Annotated in this window: 16 protein-coding genes; 10 read left to right on the forward strand and 6 right to left on the reverse strand. The window is 61.3% G+C overall.

All coding sequences use genetic code 11. The features are described 5' to 3' along the window. Positions 1-711: 711 nt before the first annotated feature. The 3 genes from BMX92_RS27600 to BMX92_RS25560 all read right to left on the reverse strand — a co-directional run bounded on the left by BMX92_RS27600 (position 712) and on the right by BMX92_RS25560 (position 1,891). A complete protein-coding gene (locus tag BMX92_RS27600; protein ID WP_177185266.1) occupies positions 712-864 on the reverse strand; it encodes a hypothetical protein in 153 nt (50 codons plus the stop codon). A gap of 71 nt (positions 865-935) precedes the next feature. Beyond that, positions 936-1,142, reverse strand: coding sequence for a hypothetical protein (locus tag BMX92_RS25555; RefSeq protein ID WP_093022196.1), 207 nt, complete (start codon positions 1,140-1,142; stop codon positions 936-938). Beyond that, positions 1,139-1,891, reverse strand: coding sequence for a Crp/Fnr family transcriptional regulator (locus BMX92_RS25560; RefSeq protein WP_177185267.1), 753 nt, complete (start codon positions 1,889-1,891; stop codon positions 1,139-1,141). Before BMX92_RS25560 ends, BMX92_RS25555 begins: the two co-directional genes overlap by 4 nt. 258 nt (positions 1,892-2,149) lie before the next feature. Between BMX92_RS25560 and BMX92_RS25565 the strand changes: the two genes are divergently transcribed. The 8 genes from BMX92_RS25565 (at position 2,150) to BMX92_RS25600 (ending at position 10,811) form a co-directional block, all read left to right on the forward strand. Beyond that, positions 2,150-4,387, forward strand: a complete 2,238-nt coding sequence (locus BMX92_RS25565; protein ID WP_177185268.1) for a catalase — start codon at positions 2,150-2,152, stop codon at positions 4,385-4,387. Between the two features lie 77 nt (positions 4,388-4,464). Continuing rightward, positions 4,465-5,619: a glycosyltransferase family 4 protein gene (locus BMX92_RS25570; RefSeq protein WP_093022199.1), complete on the forward strand. Its 1,155-nt coding sequence runs from the start codon at positions 4,465-4,467 to the stop codon at positions 5,617-5,619. Next, on the forward strand, positions 5,612-6,547 hold the full coding sequence (locus BMX92_RS25575) for a glycosyltransferase (protein WP_093022202.1): 936 nt from the start codon (positions 5,612-5,614) through the stop codon (positions 6,545-6,547). The genes BMX92_RS25570 and BMX92_RS25575 overlap by 8 nt, the downstream gene beginning before the upstream one ends. Continuing rightward, a complete protein-coding gene (locus tag BMX92_RS25580) occupies positions 6,544-7,587 on the forward strand; it encodes a glycosyltransferase (RefSeq protein WP_093022205.1) in 1,044 nt (347 codons plus the stop codon). The genes BMX92_RS25575 and BMX92_RS25580 overlap by 4 nt, the downstream gene beginning before the upstream one ends. Continuing rightward, entirely contained in the window at positions 7,584-8,711 is a 1,128-nt protein-coding gene (locus BMX92_RS25585) for an acyl-CoA dehydrogenase family protein (RefSeq protein WP_093022208.1), read from the forward strand. The genes BMX92_RS25580 and BMX92_RS25585 overlap by 4 nt, the downstream gene beginning before the upstream one ends. Beyond that, positions 8,705-9,385, forward strand: a complete 681-nt coding sequence (locus BMX92_RS25590; RefSeq protein ID WP_093022211.1) for a PIG-L deacetylase family protein — start codon at positions 8,705-8,707, stop codon at positions 9,383-9,385. The genes BMX92_RS25585 and BMX92_RS25590 overlap by 7 nt, the downstream gene beginning before the upstream one ends. Beyond that, on the forward strand, positions 9,382-9,972 hold the full coding sequence (locus BMX92_RS25595; RefSeq protein ID WP_093022214.1) for an SAM-dependent methyltransferase: 591 nt from the start codon (positions 9,382-9,384) through the stop codon (positions 9,970-9,972). The genes BMX92_RS25590 and BMX92_RS25595 overlap by 4 nt, the downstream gene beginning before the upstream one ends. Next, on the forward strand, positions 9,969-10,811 hold the full coding sequence (locus tag BMX92_RS25600) for a glycosyltransferase family 2 protein (RefSeq protein WP_177185269.1): 843 nt from the start codon (positions 9,969-9,971) through the stop codon (positions 10,809-10,811). The genes BMX92_RS25595 and BMX92_RS25600 overlap by 4 nt, the downstream gene beginning before the upstream one ends. Here BMX92_RS25600 and BMX92_RS28335 read toward each other — a convergent pair. Next, positions 10,803-11,039, reverse strand: a complete 237-nt coding sequence (locus BMX92_RS28335) for a DNA polymerase ligase N-terminal domain-containing protein (protein WP_218145859.1) — start codon at positions 11,037-11,039, stop codon at positions 10,803-10,805. The genes BMX92_RS25600 and BMX92_RS28335 overlap by 9 nt on opposite strands. 237 nt (positions 11,040-11,276) lie before the next feature. On the opposite strand from BMX92_RS28335, the gene BMX92_RS25610 reads away from it, so the two are divergent. Further along, positions 11,277-12,383 (forward strand): extracellular catalytic domain type 1 short-chain-length polyhydroxyalkanoate depolymerase, encoded by a 1,107-nt coding sequence (locus tag BMX92_RS25610; RefSeq protein WP_256213630.1) that lies wholly within the window; start codon positions 11,277-11,279, stop codon positions 12,381-12,383. Positions 12,384-12,963: 580 nt separating this feature from the next. Next, complete coding sequence (locus BMX92_RS25615; RefSeq protein WP_256213631.1) at positions 12,964-13,836, forward strand: FAD-dependent monooxygenase; 873 nt, start codon at positions 12,964-12,966, stop codon at positions 13,834-13,836. A 212-nt stretch (positions 13,837-14,048) separates the two neighbouring features. On the opposite strand, the gene BMX92_RS25620 is transcribed toward BMX92_RS25615, so the two are convergent. Together BMX92_RS25620 and BMX92_RS25625 are read right to left on the reverse strand one after the other, a co-directional pair. After that, positions 14,049-17,426, reverse strand: a complete 3,378-nt coding sequence (locus BMX92_RS25620) for a PAS domain S-box protein (protein WP_093022223.1) — start codon at positions 17,424-17,426, stop codon at positions 14,049-14,051. A gap of 1 nt (position 17,427) precedes the next feature. After that, the gene (locus BMX92_RS25625; protein ID WP_371262539.1) at positions 17,428-19,146 is read right to left on the reverse strand and encodes an ATPase domain-containing protein; all 1,719 of its coding nucleotides are present in this window, start codon (positions 19,144-19,146) and stop codon (positions 17,428-17,430) included. Positions 19,147-19,361: the final 215 nt, after the last annotated feature.

Below are 19,361 nucleotides of genomic sequence, written 5' to 3' on the forward strand. Positions count from 1 at the left end.
GCCATGCGTGCTTGCAAAACAGACAGGAGCTTCGAAGCCATGATCTACATCGCCGCAGCCGTCATCAACTCACGATGAATCCCCACAAGCCCTAGTATATCAGGGCTTGAACCCGTTTGCCTGACGGTCGCAGGACCGGCGTTCATGGCCAACGGCGCGATCCTGCCGCCCATTATATATGGCCGTGCCGCATGGGCCGTTGCGGCCGGACAGAACTGTCCCGCTTTTGGGAGGCCGTCAACAGAATGGGCAGCAGCTTGGCGTTGTTCTTGAAAGCGCCATGTTCCCTGTCGATGCAGCACGCGAGGTGACTTGCCGCCATTGCCGCGGGATGAGCGCCGAATCGCGGATTTCCCGCGACAAATCTCTTATCGGTCGAGGGGCCGAACAATATGGTAGATTCCCAAAACTATCTTTTGTTTCAGATGTTTAGGTTGTTCTGTGGCGGCGCTGTCAGTCTAATGCGAACTCGTCTCCACCAGATGCATTTTGGTCGAGAAGGAGTGGGGCCTAGCTCGCGATTGACCGCCACTCTGCCAGAGCTGTGGAACGGCTCGATGCGGAACCCCATCAGATTTTGTTCAAGCCACTGGAAGTAAACTAGGAATGATGGAATCCAAGGTTCCCGATCGACGCTGAACCGAACCCCGGCAAAGTACTTCTTCGCAAGTTATTCCAGATAGTTACGCTCCGCTTGGACAGGGTTCCGTTTCAGAGCCGATCTACAGTCGTGGTGAGTAGCGGCCCCAGCGACTTGGCGAGTTGAAGTTCGATGACCGCGCTTTCCCAGGTTCGTAACGCGGCGGCAATGCCATGTGCCCTTGGCGGCAGGAGGACATGGGTGCGCACACCTTCGTTGCGCAAAACCGTTTCGACCGAGAGCCAAGGATGCGCGGTCCTTCCGGTAGAGCTTGGACGGGAAGTCCAAAGGAGCATCAAATATCGTTCTTGAATCCATTGTCTGCGACCTGCTTCTCGGCCAGTTCCGCCGCAGAGATGAGGCTTGTACCTGTTTTCTGCGCGGCGTCAGCAGTCATGGTGACCGCAACTCCATCAGGGCCATCCAGGACAACAAGCCCATCTTCCGCACTTGCGATGCCCGGTTTGGTTTGAGGCTGCGGCGTGTTGGAGAATTCTGTCATGAGTTTAGCCTTGGGCGCGAGGATGGGGATTCAGCGGATTGCAGGTCGATGTAGAGATAGGCGGGATCGAACTGCCCGCGAGCAGCAAGCTTTGCGGGTTCGAGGATTTCAACAAGAGATGATCGGAACACGCAAAGGCGCTCTTCACGCAGTTGTCGCAGCACCCGGTTGATATGAACATTCGTCAGTCCACAAATTTCCGCCAGGTCCGACTGGATAAGGCCGAGCGCAAATCGACGACCGTCGCTAAGACCTGCTGACATGAGCCGAACATTGGTCTCGCTGATGAAATGTGCCACCCGCCCGACCGCATCGAGCCGGCCGAAACGGAACAGCCAGGCGCGATGGATGGCGGCATCGATTAATGTCGAGAACCAAAGCTTGCGCGTCAGCGCCGGCAGATCATGCGTGATCGCCTCAAGTTCAGAATGTGGTACGATCGCGACGGTGGCTGCGGTCATCGTTGCGACGTCATGATCCAGCACTTTGAGCGGAAAGGCATGGAGATCGACGAAGTCTCCTGGAACATGGACCGCTACCAACTGGCGCAATCCGTTGCGGTCATCGATGTAGCGGGACATGAACCCCTCCAGTAGCAGGATGCTCTGGCTGAGCTCGTCCCCCGCCATCACGATGTTCGTGCGCGGCGGAAGAGTCTTGATTTCGCTAATCGACGCTTCAAGGCGAGCGCGTTCCTCACTCTCGAGATGCACGCCGCGCCTGTGTCGGAGAAACCGTTCGGTAAACATGGGAAGCAAACCTCGCAAATGGGCCGATGCGCATCAGCGGAAAGGTCTGTGCGAGACTATAACGGACCAGCGGCGTGGCCGTTGCCTCTGCGACGCCGACAATCGTGATGACGCAGGTTAATTTACAGATTGGCGCAGAAACTTCGCTTGGCTGCGTCTGTTCCCCACACAGCATCCGCCAACAGCGCCGGTCTGTGTTCGAACTTGTTTCGACGCGATCCCCCGGCGCGATCACGATCCCATCAGTCGAGGACCAATATGGCCAAAACACCTTCCGCGCCCAAGCCCGCCGCTCGCAAGAATGGATTCGCTGCCAAGGTGACGCCCGCGGATCTGTCTCCGGCCGAAATCGGCGGTGAATCGCCACAAAAGGCCTTGCTGCTTCCGGCCGACATGATGCTGTCGCCTGCATTTGCCGAGCCGCAAGGCAGCGGCGGGGAAACCCGGCAGTTTGCCGGGGGAGACGTCGCGACCTTGACGACGCAGCATGGCATCCCTGTCGCAGACGATCAGAATAGTCTGAAGCAAGGCGCGCGCGGGCCGACGCTGATGGAGGACTCACATTTTCGCGAGAAGATGTTTCACTTCGACCATGAGCGCATTCCCGAGCGGGTCGTTCATGCCCGCGGTTACGGCGCACACGGCTTTTTCGAGCTGACAGAATCCCTGGGCGACGTTACCCGCGCGGACGTGCTCCAGCGCGTTGGCGAACGCGTGCCCGCCTTCGTGCGCTTCTCGACGGTGGCAGGGTCCAAGGGGTCGGCCGACCTGGCGCGCGATGTTCGCGGTTTTGCAGTGAAGCTTTACACCAGTGAAGGCAATTGGGACATTGTCGGCAACAACATACCGGTTTTCTTCATCCAGGACGCTATCAAATTTCCCGACCTGATCCACGCGGCCAAGCCCGAGCCGGACCGCGACTTTCCGCAGGCACAGACCGCGCATGACAATTTCTGGGACTTCATCAGCCTGACGCCCGAAAGCTTCCATATGATCATGTGGACGATGTCGGACCGCGCCATCCCGCGTTCGCTACGCACGATGGAGGGCTTCGGCGTCCACACCTTCCGCCTCGTCAATGCGGAGGGTCAGTCGACCTTCGTAAAATTCCACTGGAAACCAAAGCAGGGTCTACAGTCGGTCGTCTGGAACGAGGCCGTCAAGATCAACGGCGCCGACCCAGATTTCCATCGCCGTGACCTATGGGATGCGATCAACGCTGGAGACTTCCCCGAATGGGAGTTGGGCGTTCAATTGTTCGATGATGCGTTCGCCGACAGTTTCGACTTCGATGTGCTGGACGCGACCAAACTGATTCCCGAAGAACTGGTGCCGATTCGGATCGTCGGGCGGCTGGTGCTCGACCGGGTGGTCGACAATTTCTTCGCTGAGACCGAACAGGTCGCCTTCATGACCCAGAATGTCCCACCGGGCATCGATTTCAGCAATGATCCGCTACTCCAGGGTCGCAACTTCTCTTACCTCGATACCCAGATCAAGCGCCTTGGCAGCACCAATTTCACGCACCTGCCTATCAATGCGCCCAAATGCCCCATGGCCCATTTCCAGCAGGACGGGCATATGGCGATGCGCAACCCCACAGGTCGCGTCAATTATGAGCCCAATAGCTGGGGATCAACGCAGGGCGGTCCACGCGAGGATCCGAGGCGTGGATTCACCAGCTTCGCGGAGGAGGCGGGCGGCCCCAAGCAGCGAGCGCGCTCGGAGACCTTCGCTGATCATTACAGCCAGGCGCGGCAATTTTTTACCAGCCAGACCCCGATCGAACAGAAGCATATCGGCGACGCCCTCGTCTTTGAACTAAGCAAGGTCGAACGACCCGACATCCGATCGCGGACCGTGTCGCACCTGCTGAACATCGACGCGACGCTGGCAGAAACCGTCGCAGACGGTTTAGGCCTGACCCTCCCCGACCCGGCGCAGGCGGCACGGCCGACGATGATGGACCTACCGCCGTCCGATGCGCTGAGCATCCTCAAGAACGGACCGGACAGTTTCAAGGGCCGAAAGCTGGGCATCCTGCTGACAGACGGTGCCGACGCGGCGATCTTCAACGCACTGGTCAAGGCCGTAGACAAGGAAGGCGCGATTTACGAGGTCGTCGCCCCCAAGATTGGCGGGGTGACGCTATCGGACGGCACAAAGGTCGCCGCCAAACAGAAGATCGACGGTGGCCCGTCGGTCCTCTTCGACGCGGTCGCGGTGTTGGCCTCAGAAGAAGGCGCGGCGCTGTTGGCAATCGATGCGGCGGCGAAGGATTTCGTCACCGATGCTTTTGCCCACTGCAAATATATCGGCTTGACCGCCGAGGCGCAGGCTCTTTTCGAAAAGGCGGGGATCGCGGATGATCTGGACGACGCCTGCTTGCCATTGGCCGCTGCCAAGGATGCGACGACCTTCCTGACGGCGTGCCGGGCGCTCCGCTACTGGCCGCGCGAACTGGCCGTAGATTTCGACGCCCAGCCGGACGCCTGATCGCTGGCCTTTCACAACAATCGACGGGGGATAGCGTCTTGCCATTCCCCGTCATGGACATGACAGGATCATAACGCATGCGGATCGGCATCATCGCCCATCTCAAACACCCGATTGCCGAGCCTTTTGCCGGGGGGCTGGAGATGCACACGCATCTGCTGGCGCGGTCGCTGCGCGACAGGGGCCATGCCGTAACGCTGTTCGCTTCATCCAAATCAGAGCCGGAGATAGGCCTGGAGGCAATCTGCGCCGAAACGGCCATTCAGGCGGTTGGCACGACAGAGGCGACCGACGTGCCCTTCTTTCGGGAGCATCATGCGTATCTCAGCCTGATGAACGATCTGCGCCATCGCAACTTCGACATCATCCACAATAATTCGCTTCATTATCTGCCAGTGGCAATGGCCGACAGTCTGCCGATGCCGATGGTAACGACCCTGCACACCCCGCCCTTCTGCTGGCTGGAAAGTGGCATCCGCCTGTGCACCGGACGCAACCATAATTTCGTCGCCGTGTCCCGCTCGGTCGCGGGTCTTTGGAAGCATGTCACCCAGAGCGATACGGTGATATGGAACGGCATCGACCTGCAAAAATTTGCCTTCCATCCTCAGCCTGACGCCGATCCCTATCTGGTATGGTATGGCCGCATCGTCCCGGAAAAAGGATTGCATCTGGCGATCGAGGCAGCCCGTCAGGTCGGCCTGCCGCTCAAGATCGCAGGGCCAATCCTTGACGAGGATTATTATCGGACAAATATCGCGCCAGCGCTGGGCGAGGATGCCATCCATGTCGGGCATCTCGCACACCAAGAACTGGCCCGGTTGGTCGGCGGCGCGCAGGCTTTCCTGTGTACGCCGATGTGGGATGAACCTTATGGTCTGGTCGTCGCTGAAGCGCTCGCCAGCGGCGTGCCGGTCGCGGCGTTCGCGCGCGGGGCCATTCCGGAAATATTGGATGCCACCTGCGGCGTGCTGGCGACACCGGACGATGTCGCGTCCCTAGCGCATGCCGTGCTGTCGGCGCTGACGCTCGATCGGCGGGCCTGCCGGACCAGAGCGGAAGACATGTGCGACGCCGACCATATGGTCGATCATTATGAGGCGCTGTATCAGCGCCAGATTGATCAGGCGACGCCCCCTGCCCGTGCAGACCGCACCGCGTCGATCCACCTTGTGCCTTCAACGCTTCCGACCCATACGCCCTTGGTAGCGCGATCAGCTTCGCATGGCTGAAACGGATGCCATGGCCCTGTGCGTCTGCGTCCCTGCGCGGAACGAAGCCCTGAGGTTGCCGACGTTACTGGACGCGCTGTCGTCGCAGGACTGGCCCGGCCCGATTCCGGTTGCGATAGGGATCAACAACAGTAGCGATGATAGCCTTGCCGTTGTCGAAGCGGCCCGCCATCGTCATGCTGGACGCCTCGACATCCACATTGTGCAATGCACTTTTACGCCCGATCGTGCGCACGCCGGATCGGCCCGACGGCTGGCGATGGATACAGGTCTTGGCCTTCTGCAAAGGCTTGAGGGCAGCGCGCTGGTCAGTACGGATGCGGACAGCCGTCCTCCAAATGACTGGCTGCGCAATATCGCAAAAGCCTTTTCGCGTGGCGCTGATATGGTCGGCGGCCGGATCGAGATCGACAGCCAGGAGCCTTTGCCGCCCGCCGTGCAACGCCTGCGCGCCGCATGGGACCAATATTGGGCGGAGGTCCGCGCTATCGAGGATGCGATCGATCCGCTGGCCTGGGATCCTGCGCCCCGGCACGGCGATCATACCGGCGCGTCGCTCGCGATCCGGGCTGAGCTTTACCTGGCGTGCGGCGGGGTTCCGGCGATTGCAAGTGGCGAAGACCGCGCGCTGGTGTTGGCGGTGCTTGCCCGCGGCGGGCGCCTTGTCCATCCGGTCAATGTCTACACCTATGTCTCGCCACGCCTGGAAGGGCGTGCGGATGGCGGGATGGCGGTTGCAATGCAGGAATTGTTCGCCAGCGCGCACAATGACACGCAACCTATGGCGCCGGCGCTCGCCCATTGGCGCGACCGGGCCAGCTGGCGCAGACAGTTGCGCGCGCAAGCCAATGGCAGCGCGCTAATCGTCCAGTTAGAACCGATGTTGCCACCCATGCCCAACGACATGATGTTGGAACCCCTGTCATGACGCGGCGTCCGATCGGCTATTATGTCCATCATCATGGCGCGGGTCATCGCGCGCGGGCCGAGGCGATCGCTGCCGCGAGCGACTGGCCGATCGTCCTGCTCGGAACTGGGTTGGGCAAGGCAGGGATTGACCTCTCTGACGACCGGCCCATGTCCGGACGCTTTGATGGGGTGGACGGCGGGACCATGCGCCCGGCCGCCCTGCACTATGCCCCCCTCGATCATGAAGGCGTGCGATCGCGGGTGGCCCGTATAACCCATTGGATCGAGGCTGAACGCCCCGCGATGATGGTCGTCGATGTCTCTGCCGAAGTGACTATGCTCAGCCGTCTCGCCTCCGTGCCCACCATCTATGTACGACTGAACGGCGAACGCAGCGATACAGCGCATCTCGACGTCTTTCGCAGCGCCACCGCCCTGCTCGCCCCGTTCCACCGCGATCTGGAAATGCCCACAACGCCCGCGTGGATCAGGGACAAGACATGCTATCTGCCCGGCATCACCGCCGCCGCCCATCACAATGCCCCGCACGACAACCGCATCCTCATGGTGATCGGTCGTGGCGGTCCGCCCGGTGACGGCGAAGCGATCGCCCGCGCCGCGCGCGCCTGCCCGGACATGCACTGGCGCGTAATCGGACCAGTGACCGCGCCGAGGGATCGGCCCATCAATCTCGACATGGTGGGATGGGTTGAGGATCCGGCGCGCGAGATCGCCGACGCTGGAGTGATCATCGGCGCGGCCGGGGACGGTTTGGTGGGTGCGGTCCTTGCCGCCGACCGTCCCTTCCTCTGTATGCCGGAGGAACGCCCCTATGACGAGCAGCAGGCAACGGCCCTTGCCCTCGACGCGCTGGGTGCAGCTATCATGCTTGAAACATGGCCCCCCCCTGACCAATGGCCATCGCTGATCAGCCGCGCAAGGGCGTTGCCTCCCCACGCCCGCAAGCGCTTGCACGATCCGCATGGTGTTAAGGCAGCAGCGAACTGGCTGGCAACCATGGCCGCCGCTGCGGTCGATGCACGGAAGACGATAGCATGACCCTGTCCAGGCATCCCCGTTCCAGCCCCGATACCCCGGCCGCGCGCGCCGGAGCGATCACGCCGACCCTGGTCGCCCTTGGCACCCGCTATGATGCCGTTCCGGTATTTCCGGTGGAGAGCATGAAGGCGCTGGCGGCAGCCGACCTTCATCGCACCTTCGCCCCGCCCGAAAGCGGCGGCGATGCGTTTGACGATGGCGTATCCCGCCACCAGTGCCTGTTGAACGTCCTGCGGATCATCGGTCGCGCGGACCTCAGCGTCGGGCGGCTCTATGAGGGGCATGTCAATGCGCTCGCCCTGTTCGGCTGGTATGGTTCGGCCGCGCAGAAGGCCGATCTGGGGCATAGTCTGGCACAGGGCGCCTTTTACGGCGTCTGGGCCACCGAACCGCAGCCGGGCGTGCAGTTGCACGATGGCAATGAAGGATCGGCGCTCGCCGGCGCCAAGTCTTTTGCTACCGGCGCCGGTGGCCTGGCTTATGCGGTCATCACCGCGCAGCCTGAACAGGGTGAGCGGCGGCTAGTCGTGGTTCGGGCCGATGATCCGAACCGGGCGGACCTGTCGCAATGGCGGGTCAGGGGTATGCGAGCGACCGGCAGCGGCTTTTACGACCTGACCGGCATGATTCTCGATCCATCGCACCTGCTGGGCCTGCCTGGCGACTATGATCGCGAACCCCGTTTCACTACGGGCGCCTGGCGCTTCACCGCCGTACAACTGGGCGGCATCGAGGCGCTGTTGACCGAGACGCGCCTCGCCATGTCCGACGCGGCGCGGGCCGATCCGCTGCAACGCGCCAAATTCGCTGATGCCGTCGCGGCGACCCGCACCGCCTATCTATGGGTCCGCGAATGCTCGGTCAGAGCCGCATGCAACGATGGCGATGGCCCCGCCTTCGCCCGGATGACGCGCGGCATCGTCGAACGGGCTGGACTGGACGTCATGGAACTGACCGCCCGCATCGCCGGCACGCGCAGCGCGATGGACGGACAGCGGATCGACAAGATCATCCGCGACCTCAGCCTCTATTTGCGGCAGGGCGGACCCGACTATGCCCGCGATCAGGCGGCGCTCTCCTGGCTCGACCATGATGCCTGGGGCGCGGAAGATGCCTTATGGTAGACCTTGTCCTTTCCACGAAGCCGTGGCGCGCCCTGCGCTGGCTGGTCCTCGCGCCACATCCCGATGACGAGACGCTTGGCGCGGGCGCGCTCATTGTGCAGACGGCAAAGGAAGGGCGACTGGCAGGCCTTATCTATCTGACCGACGGATCGGGATCGCACGCAACGGCGTCAGGCGGGTCGGGCAAACTGGTGCGCAGTCGCAAGCGCGAAGCCGCTGCCGCCTTATACCGCCTGACAGCGAGCCGCGGCCATTCACTACTGCATCTTGACTGGAAAGACGCCGCCCCCGCCCAATCCCATGATCCGCTATTCGAGCGGGCGGCCCGGCGGCTGAATGCTCTGTGTCGTCGCTGGCGGGTAGATGCGCTCGCCGTCACCGCAACCCACGAACCCCATTGCGATCATGAAGCCGCAGCGCTGCTGGCCTATGCGGTGGGTAAACGGGCCAGAGGCAGGCTGATCGTGGCAGAATATGTCGTCTGGGCGCAGGCGCCTTGCGCCCAAACCCATAGAGCGCTTCGCACTACGCCGATGCTGCGCGGGCAACGTCGCTACGCTCTGGCCGCGCACCGCAGCCAGCTTACGGCTTCCCATGGGCCTGGTTTCCGGCTGCCCGCAGACCGTCGCGCCATGCCCGCCAGCGACATCCTTTATCTGCGGAGAGCGTTTTGACCCGCCATACAACAAGCATCGATCCTCAATATTTCGAGAATATGTTCCGGGCGTCCAATGATCCCTGGGATCTGGAAAGCAGCGCCTATGAAAGGGACAAATATGCCCATAGCGTCGGCGCGCTGGGCGGCCGTACCTACGAACTGGGTTTCGAGATCGGATGCGCCAAGGGCGTCCTGACGCAGGCGCTTGCGCGCCACTGTCGCGCGCTGCTGGCGATCGACGTGAGTGAAACCGCTCTGGAGGCAGCGCGCATACGCTGCGCTTCGCTCGATCATATATCCTTCGGCCGGATGGTTTTCCCCTCTCAAACGCCGATAGGTAGCGCCTTCGATCTCATCATCCTGTCCGAAGTCGCCTATTATTGGGACGATGCGGACATTGCGCACGCCGCCGCCTGGATCGCCGCTCATCTCGCACCCCGCGGCGAGATACTCCTGGTCCATTGGACAGGGGAAACCGACTATCCGCAGAGCGGCGATGATGCGGTATCGAAGCTGCAAACCGCGCTGGCGTCTTCGGTCAACGTCGTCATCGAAGAACGCGCGCCGCGCTATCGCCTCGACCTGTGGCGCGCGCAGCCATGACGCTGAGTGTCCTTACTATCGTCAAAAACCGGTCAGGCCATCTGGCGCAATTGATCGAAGGTCTGCGGCGAAGCGCCGTGCAGCCAGACGAACTTATCATCGTCGACATGGCTAGCGATCCGCCGGTCGCAGCGAACGACACGCCGTTTCCCGTTCATATCGTGCGGCTTGATCGCCCCGGCTTGCCACTCGCTGCTGCGCGCAACGCAGCAGCGCAGTCCGCCAGCGGCGACAGACTATTATTCCTGGACGTTGATTGCATCCCGATGCGGGGGCTGACAGGCGCTATACTAGAATGCCTGGCCGATTGTGATGCGCTGGTCTGCGCCGAAATCCTCTATCTCGCGCCAACCGACGCCCGTGGCGAGTGGGAGGAGGCCGACCTCATGCTACGAGCAGCGTCGCATCCGGTCCGCCTATTTCCTGCCAAAGGCGTGCGGCAGGAAGATAATGCAGGGCTATTTTGGTCGCTGGCCTTCGGCATCCGCCGTAAGGCGTTTGTTGAGCTGGGCGGTTTTGACGAGGCATTCACCGGCTATGGCGCTGAGGACACCGATTTTGGCTTTCGCGCGCGAGAGGCCGGACTTCCGCTACTTTTCATGGGCAGCGTGGGCGCCTTTCACCAATATCATGACGTTTTCGACCCGCCGCTTCAGCATTTCAGTGACATCATACGCAATGCCCGGCTCTTTCGGGATCGTTGGAATATATGGCCTATGGAGGGCTGGCTTGCCGCATTCGAGAAAGCGGGGCTGATTGCCCGGACTGGTGATGCTATCACTTCGCTTCGCCAGCCAAATGCTCTGGAAATCGCACAAACCAGGGTATCGTCAGGCTGACCGCATTAGCGAAAGCAGGGGTGTAACCGCCCAGCTCGAAAGGACGTCATCCAGTTCCAGCCTGCAATCATAGTGGAGCCTGGAGGCTGCATGTTTGTGCACGAAAAAGCTGTTACCGCCTGTCGGCAGGGTCGCGTCGGACGGCTTCCTCCGTGCGACATCCCGCTCGGAACGATAGAGCACGAGACTGTCATCTGACTGCTTCGCCGATACCGTCGCCATGTTCATTCGTCCGATCTGGCGCCCAACAGCCGGCAACAGAGTGGACACGTTCCGCCGCGCTCAGGCATCAGCTTGCAGAATCATTATCGCCTTGGCCTTGTGCGCACGCTCCCTGCCGCCATATTGTGCAGTGCAGCATAAATGCGCCTTTTCTACACTTTAAATTCGCTGCTCTGCTGAACGGGAGACCTCCGTGTGACCAGATTATCCGCTACCATAGCCCGGCTCGCAGCCATGCGAGGAATGTCCGTAAATCCAGAGAATGCAGGTGGTCACAGCCGGCTCAAAGATCTAGAGAATTTCGGCTCCAACCCCGGCGCCCTTAAGGCGAAAATCCATATCGCTGCCGAAGTCAGCAAGAGGCCGGCGCTCGTTGTTGTCCTTCACGGCTGCACCCAGACCGCCGGCGGCTACGATCGTGGCTCAGGCTGGTCTACCCTTGCGGACGAGCATGGCTTCTTGCTCCTATTCCCTGAGCAGCAGCGCGCAAATAATCCTAATCTCTGCTTCAACTGGTTCTCGTCGGCCGACAATCAGCGTGAGCGAGGCGAGGCGCTATCGATCCGCCAGATGATTTCCGCGATGGTCGAAACTCATGACGTCGATCCCTCGCGCATATTCGTGACCGGACTTTCTGCCGGCGGGGCCATGACCTCGATCATGCTCGCCTGCTATCCGGAGGTTTTTGCGGGCGGCGCGATCATCGCCGGGTTGCCCCATGGATCAGCCTCCAATGTTCAGCAGGCTTTGCAAGCCATGCGTGATCCGGGGACGATTAGCGCTAAGGCCCTTGGCGATCGCGTACGCGAGGCGTCGAACCACAATGGCGCGTGGCCGAGCATTTCGATCTGGCATGGCAGTGCCGATCCAACAGTGAGCGTTACGAACGCTGACGCGATCCTCGCGCAATGGCTTTGCGTCCATGAGCTGGGGAATGCCCCGGACCGGACGCAGGACATTGCCGGCCACCGGTACCGAATGTGGTCAGCCGCATCAGGGCGTCCTCTTATCGAAGATTATCGCATCGCCAATATGGGCCACGGTACACCGCTCGCGACGACCGGCGCGCAAGCCTGCGGCGTGGCGATGCCTCATATGCTGGAGGCCGGCATTTCCTCGACCCGCCGGATAGCGGCGTCCTGGGGCCTATTGGGCGAAGTGAAGAAGGATGCCTCGACGCATCCGTTCACTCACACTCAGGCTGAGCCCTCGACCCTGCCCGCGCGCCGGATCAGCCGGCTGGAGCCAATGTCTGCAACGCCCTCGCATGCCGGCGCCCCTGCCAAAGCAGGCGTTGAGAAAGTCATCCATGATGCGCTTCGGGCCGCCGGCTTGATGCGCTCGACCTGATGACGGAGATTCTCCTCGACGCCTCAGAGCGCATGCAGGTGATTTTGCTGACTTGCCGCGACCGTGCCTTTCGTCATGTCGAGGGCACGCGCTTGTCGCTGAGCCCCACATCGGAATCGACCTGAATTCCAAAGAATAATATGGGCTAAAAGGGCCTGCGAATGTCGGTTTTAGCCGAGTCCGTTCCCGTAAGCCGACAATCGTGAATGTCCCTGATGCCGTCTCCTAAAGCGGTTCCAAATGGCCATTTGAGGCTCATTTAGAGTAGGCGACAGCTACCGTGCCGGAATTTGACAGATCCAGCACTTTGATTGTGGTTCAACTCCGAAGCAGGATCCCGTCGAATTTACCGAAACCGCTGTATTACAACGAGAAATATTCAGCGGCGGGATCCCGATAAGCGCCGATTGGGACGCCACCAATTCCTTTCTTCCCGAATCTTTTTAAATAGTGGCGCGGATTTAAGTCGGGGGTCCGCTTCGACGCCGATCCACAGTTCAACGATCAATTCTTGATGCGGATATCCGAACCGGCCACTCCGGAATTTCGGGCCAATCATATCAGTGCGAACGGTCAAATCATGATGCGCCGTCACGATGATCTTCCCAATAGGGCGGATCGCGCAGCCTATCGGTTCAACGATCGGATTGAAGCGGTCGAGGAGACGACGAATGGTTCCAGCGTCACTTTCTCCAGCGGCACGAACGAGACCTTCGACGCTGTGATCGTCGCGGAGGGGGTTGGCTCTTCGACACGCGAACTGGTCTTTAACGGCGCAAACGATCCGCGGTGGATGGACATGACTATCGCTTATTTCACCATTCCGCGTTCAAATGACGACGACCGGATGTGGCGCTGGTTCAACGCGCCGGGCAAGCGCAGCGTCTCGCTCCGCCCCGACCAGCGCGGCACCGCCCGCGCGATGCTGTCGCTTTCGAAGGAAGCCGAAGGCGAGCAGGATTGGGATGTCGAGCGTCAGAAGGCCTTCCTGAATGAGCGCTTCGCGGATGCTGGCTGGGAGACGCCGCGCATTCTCGCGGCGATGGATAGCACCGACGACTTCTATTTCGACGTGCTCCGGCAGGTGCGATTGCCGCGCTGGTCGTCGGGTCACGTCGTCCTGACCGGCGACGCCGCTTGGTGCGCTACGCCGCTCGCAGGGATCGGCACCACGCTTGCCGTCACTGGCGCCTATGTGCTGGCGCAGGAACTGATCCGTAATGCGGGTGTCGAAGCCGCGTTTCAGGCCTATGAGAAACAGATGCGACCAATGGTCGAGAACGGCCAGGGCGTGCCCAAGATCGCCCCGCGCCTCATGCATCCCAAGAGCCGGCTCGGCATTAACCTGCTCCACGGCGTACTCGGGGTAGCCAGCACGGACATCGTCCGCAATCTGAGAGCCAGACTCTTCAGCGGACCAAGCAAGGAAGTCGATCTGACCCGATACGATTGAGGCGGGCTTCGGAACATCCCATCGCCATTATTCGCGGGATGCGCCTTTGCCGTCATCTCCGAGCTTGTTCGACGATCATAGAAACCGCTGCCTTCGACCGAGTCACGATGTTCAGCGATATTGCGCGAGCGACCGTTCGTGCTGAAGCCTGTCATCTATCTCGTGCAAACCAGCTGGTCGGCGACGCTGTTTGTTGCCGTTTGACGGGACATCTAACGGAGTAGAGAAGTGAGCGTCGCTGCAAGCTCATCCTTTCGAAACGGTTTGGTCAGCCGCGGGAGTTGGGCATCGATGCCTTCGAGCTCGGCATATCCTGACACGAGCAGAATCGGCAGCTGCGGCCGCGCCAACTTTATATGACGGGCAAGGTCGGTACCCGTCATGCCGGGCATGAGATGGTCGGTCACGACGACATCAATGGGCGTATCGCTATCCAACAGCCGTAGCGCCTCCTCCGCTGAATTTGCCTCGACTATAGCGTATCCAAGCTCTGTGAGCATATCGGCCGTGCTCATGCGAACAAGTTCCTCATCATCGACAAGCAGGGCCACGCCTTGATGCGTGGCGATGGATGCTGGACGCTGACGATCCGGCGCTTCCTCGACACATGTTGCGCTAACGGGCAGCCAGAGTTCCATATTGGTACCCATTCCGAGTCGGCTTTTTATGGTAAGACCGCCTCCTAGCTGCAAGGCCAAGCCATGCACCATCGACAAGCCAAGGCCAGTGCCCTTGCCGATCCCCTTGGTCGAGAAGAACGGCTCGATCGCTCGGGCAAGTGTCAACTCATCCATGCCTGACCCTGTGTCAGCGACAGAGATTCGAACATATTCGCCCGGAGAAAGGCCGGAGCGATGAGACACGCCTACTGTCTCTGCGGTCGCCGAAATGCGCAGCGTCCCACCATCGGGCATGGCATCGCGCGCGTTCACCGAGAGGTTCAGTAGCGCCATTTCGAGCTGGTTGGGATCAGCCTTGGCCGACGGCAGGTCGCTGGCCGCATCTACTACGACTTTTATCTGAGGCCCGGTGGTGCTTTCGACGAGATCCCCCATCCCGGCGACCAGCTGGGCAATATCGACGGCGACAGACTGCAATGGCTGGCGCCGCGCGAAGGCGAGTAGACGCTGGACCAGGACTCGAGCGCGTTCGGCGGACTGCGCCGCGCCCGCGATCAAGCGTTGCTCACGCTCCGTTCCGACCCCCCGACGCTGGAGCATGTCCAAAGAGCCAACGATCGGAGTTAGTAGATTGTTGAAGTCGTGCGCAACGCCGCCGGTAAGCTGGCCCATCGCCTCCATTTTCTGGCTTTGTCGAAGGGCTTCATGGGCTGCTTCGCGTTCTGCGACGGCTTGGGTAACACGCGTTTCGAGCGTTGCATTAAGGTCCCGCAAGGCCTCCTCGGCCTGCTTCCGGGCGGTAACATCAAGCGCGGTGCCGGCAACACGCAAACAAAGCCCGGCGGCGTCGAACACACCGCGCCCTTTCGCTGCCACCCAGCGCAGCACGCCATCCTCTTTGCCGATGGTGCGATAGTCAACGTCGTAGAGCGCGCGCTGCGCGGGGTCTGCGGCGGCAAAATATGCCGCGGTCGTCGCTTCACGGTCATCGGGATGCAGGCCCGCATAGAAGTCTGCCATGGAAACCGGCACGTCGGCCGAGATTCCGAACATGGCCTTGGTCTGCGCCGGCCAGATCAGCCGGTCGTTGACGACATCGACATCCCAAAAGCCGATTTCGGCATTCTCGACGGCTAGGCGGAGGCGCTCTTCGCTCTCGCGCAGCCGGGCCTCGGCGCCGACCCGTTCGACATGCGCCCAACAGCGCTCGACGACCTCGCGGATGAGGGCGACCTCGCTTGGACTCCAGTCGCGCGGGACATCCTGATGCACCGCCATCATCGCGGCGAGCTGCCCCTGCTTGACCAGCGGGCAGCAGACAATTGCCTCGATGCCGATCGAGTGGAACATGTCGCGGCCTTGATCCGGCTGGAGCTCACCCGACACATTCCGTACGATCAGGGTTTGTCCCTGCCGTAGTTCGGCGGCGGCGCGCGGACCGAACAGATCGAGGCTATAGGTCCCGGCCGAGGTCGCGATGCCTGGCGCTGTATGGTCGTTGCGGATCCAGAAGCGATCGTTATCGGCGTCAACATCGGCGTAGGCACAGCGGGAGGCATTGATCTGCCGTCCCAGCATTTCGGCCGCCGAGTGCATCGCATCGTCGGCGGTAGCCGCGCCGAACAGTCGCTCTTCCAACGCCCCAAAAAAGCGCAGGCGTGCCTCACTTTCGCGCAGCGCAGCTTCGGCTTCATGCTCGGCTGTGCGATCACGAAAGATGGTGACGTAGCCGCCGTCACGTGCGGCGAGCGGCATGGTGAGACCTGACGCCCAGAATAGACGACCATCTTTCTTCACATACCATCGCTCGTTTATGGCGCGCCCCTCGGCGGTCGCCTGCGCCATCTCCTGCGCCGGCACATCCGCGGCCCGGTCCTCCGGCGTGAAGAAGAGGCTACCAGTTTGGCCGACGACCTCGTTTGCCAAATAACCCAGCAGCCGTGTGGCGCCGCTACTCCATCCGGTGATCGTGCCGGCCAGGTCGAGCGACACGATAGCGAATTCCTCGGCCCCTTCGACAATCTGGCGATAGCGGGCCTCGCTAGCGCGAAGCTGATCCTCGGCCCGCGCCCGAGCGATGACGATGCCGGCGGTACGCACCACAAAGTCGACGATGGTGAGGTCTGTCGCGACCGGCTCGCGCGGCTCGCTGTGATACATGGCGAACGTGCCCAGAATCTCACCTTCCACCGAAGTGATCGGGAGGGACCAGCAGGCACGTAGGTCATTCGCCAGCGCTAGGTCACGAAAGCCGGCCCAAAGCGGATCGGACGCGATATCGGCAACGAACACCGGCTCGTTACGGTACACCGCAGTACCGCAGGAGCCTACCGAAGGTCCGACTTCGATGCCGTCGATTGCGTCATTATAGGCGGCCGGCAGACTTGGCCCCGCACCATGGCGCAAGCTACTACCGTCTTCAGTCAGCAGCAGGATCGATCCGATCACGCCAGAAGTCGAGAGGGTTTCGACCTCTCGGACGATTGCCTCTAGCGTGGCAGTGAGCGGCGCGGCCTCGACGGCGAGCGCGAGGATACGGTTCTGCGCCGCGCTCAGACGCGCGGCATCGCGTACCTCGAACTGCCGCGCGCGCGCTTTCAACGAAGCACGGACTGCGCCGAGCATAGCTTCGGCGTGGAGCGGACGTTCGAGCAGAACGACATTGCCCAGCTCGGCAAGCCGCTCGGTCGCGGTGACCGTGCGCGGCGCGCGCGAACCGTTGGCAAGTACGACGAATGGAATGTCCGACCAGCTTTCCTGCCCGGCGACCCAACCCGCAATCTCAGCGGCGTTTGCCCCGATAAGGGCTTCTTCAGTAAGCAAGACCGCACCGACGCCTTCGTCCAATTGCTCAGCTAGGTTGCGCGCATCCTTACAGATTCGTGCTGCGATGGCGTGGCGGCCGAGCAGGTCGGCGGCAATCACAGCATCGCGGCCGCGTGGCGCAAGGATCAGGACAAGGTCGTTCATTCTAACCGCGAGCAGCGTCCGGATTCGACTGGCTGGCCATCAGTGTCTTCGCCTCACCCGAAAACGTCGGGACGCCCGTCAGCACGCCCTGGAATTGCCTAAGCGGTTCGCCGACCTGCAAACCACTGCTGCCGATCTGAAACTCGCGGATCGTCCGTTCGTGCCGCGCGGTGCGCGTTTTGATGACGGATATTGCTTGGCGGACTTCGCCATGAGCCTCGAAGTAACGCAGCTGGACGACGGTATCAGACAGATAGCTTAGATCGACATCCGAGCGAATGTCACCGGTGACGCCGTGCAGGCCTAGAATGAGCAGGCTAACGACACCCTTCAGCCCCAAATAGCTCAACATCTCGTGCAACTGGAGCACGAGAAACTGCTCGTTCGGCATCGACTGGAGGTAAGCGTTGAGGCTGTCGATCACGATGACGCGGGCGTCATCATCCTCAACAGCCGACCGGACCGAACCGGCGAATTCACCTGGCGATATTTCAGCGGGATCAATCGCCCGCAACTGCAACTGCCCGTTCTCCATATACGGTGTAAGGTCCATGCCGAGCGCTGCACTGCGCGTGAGTAGAGTCGGTACGCGTTCATCGAACAGGAAGTAGGCAGCGCGCTCTCCCCGCGTCAGAGCGGCCACCATGCACTGAACCGAGGCGGTCGTCTTGCCGACCCCAGCCGGTCCGGTCAGCAACGTTGCAGTCCCCGGAACCAATCCACCGCCAAGCAAGGTGTCAAGTTCGTTCGAGCCGGTGGTCATGACCGCGCCGCCGTCGATTGCGTCATGGTCCCCTGCGACCAGACGCGGATACACGCAAAGCCCACCCCGCATGATCTCGAAGTCATGGTAGCCGCCCCGGAATTGCACGCCGCGCATCTTGACGACGTGCATTCGCCGACGTTGCCCTCCAAACCCCGCCAGTGCCTGATCGAGTGAGACGACCCCGTGCGCTATGCTGTGAAGCTGGAGGTCACTCCCGCTCGCGCCCTTGTCGTCCAGCACCAGTACGGTGCAAGCCCGGGTAGAAAAGAAATGCTTGAGGGCGAGGATTTGGCGGCGGTAGCGGATCGGGCTTTGCGATAGCAACCGGAGCTCTGAGAGGCTGTCGAGCACGACACGTGCGGGCCTCAACTCATCGACCTTTGCCATTATGTTACGAACGGTCTCACCGAGTTCGACCTCGCTGGGATGCAGCAGCGTCTGTTCGTGATCTTCGGTGAACCCGTCTGCCGGGACCATCTCGAAAAGTTCAAGCTTGTCGAGCGACCACCCATGTGATTTGGCGACGGCGCGCAGTTCGACCTCGGTTTCGGCCAACGTGATATAGAGGCCGATGTCGCCAACGGCTGCGCCCGCAAGCAGGAAGCCAAGGCCGAGCGTGGTCTTGCCGGTCCCCGGCGTCCCTTCGACCAGATACATGCGTTCTGGCGTAAGGCCGCCGTTCAAGATTTCATCGAGCCCGGCTATTCCGGTGGAAGCCATCGCAGGTAGCTGCTCATCGAACGTCACGCACATCTCCACCATCTTAAAAGGCGCACGACGAACAACTCCCCGGCGGTCGATTTGGGTCCGATGCGTCGTCACGCATCTATCTTTGGTCATGGGATTTAACCCGGCGGTCAATATATTAAGACCATGACAGTGCATCGATCCGCCGCAACCGATTTCAACGTCGCTAACACCGTTTTCCTTCCATTGCTGGCGCGCCGACTTCACTCTCGCTCCATCGCTGTGGCAAGCGATCAGGCCATCCAATCGACTTCGCGAATGACCGTATCTGACAACAGCGGTCGTTCGTCGCCGCTGACCCGAAAGACAGCCAAGTCCCCAGCCCAGCTAGGGCTTGTGGGGATTCATCGTGAGTTGATGACGGCTGCGGCGATGTAGATCATGGCTTCGAAGCTCCTGTCTGTTTTGCAAGCACGCATGGC

Source organism: Sphingobium sp. YR768 (assembly GCF_900111125.1).
Lineage (GTDB): Bacteria > Pseudomonadota > Alphaproteobacteria > Sphingomonadales > Sphingomonadaceae > Sphingobium.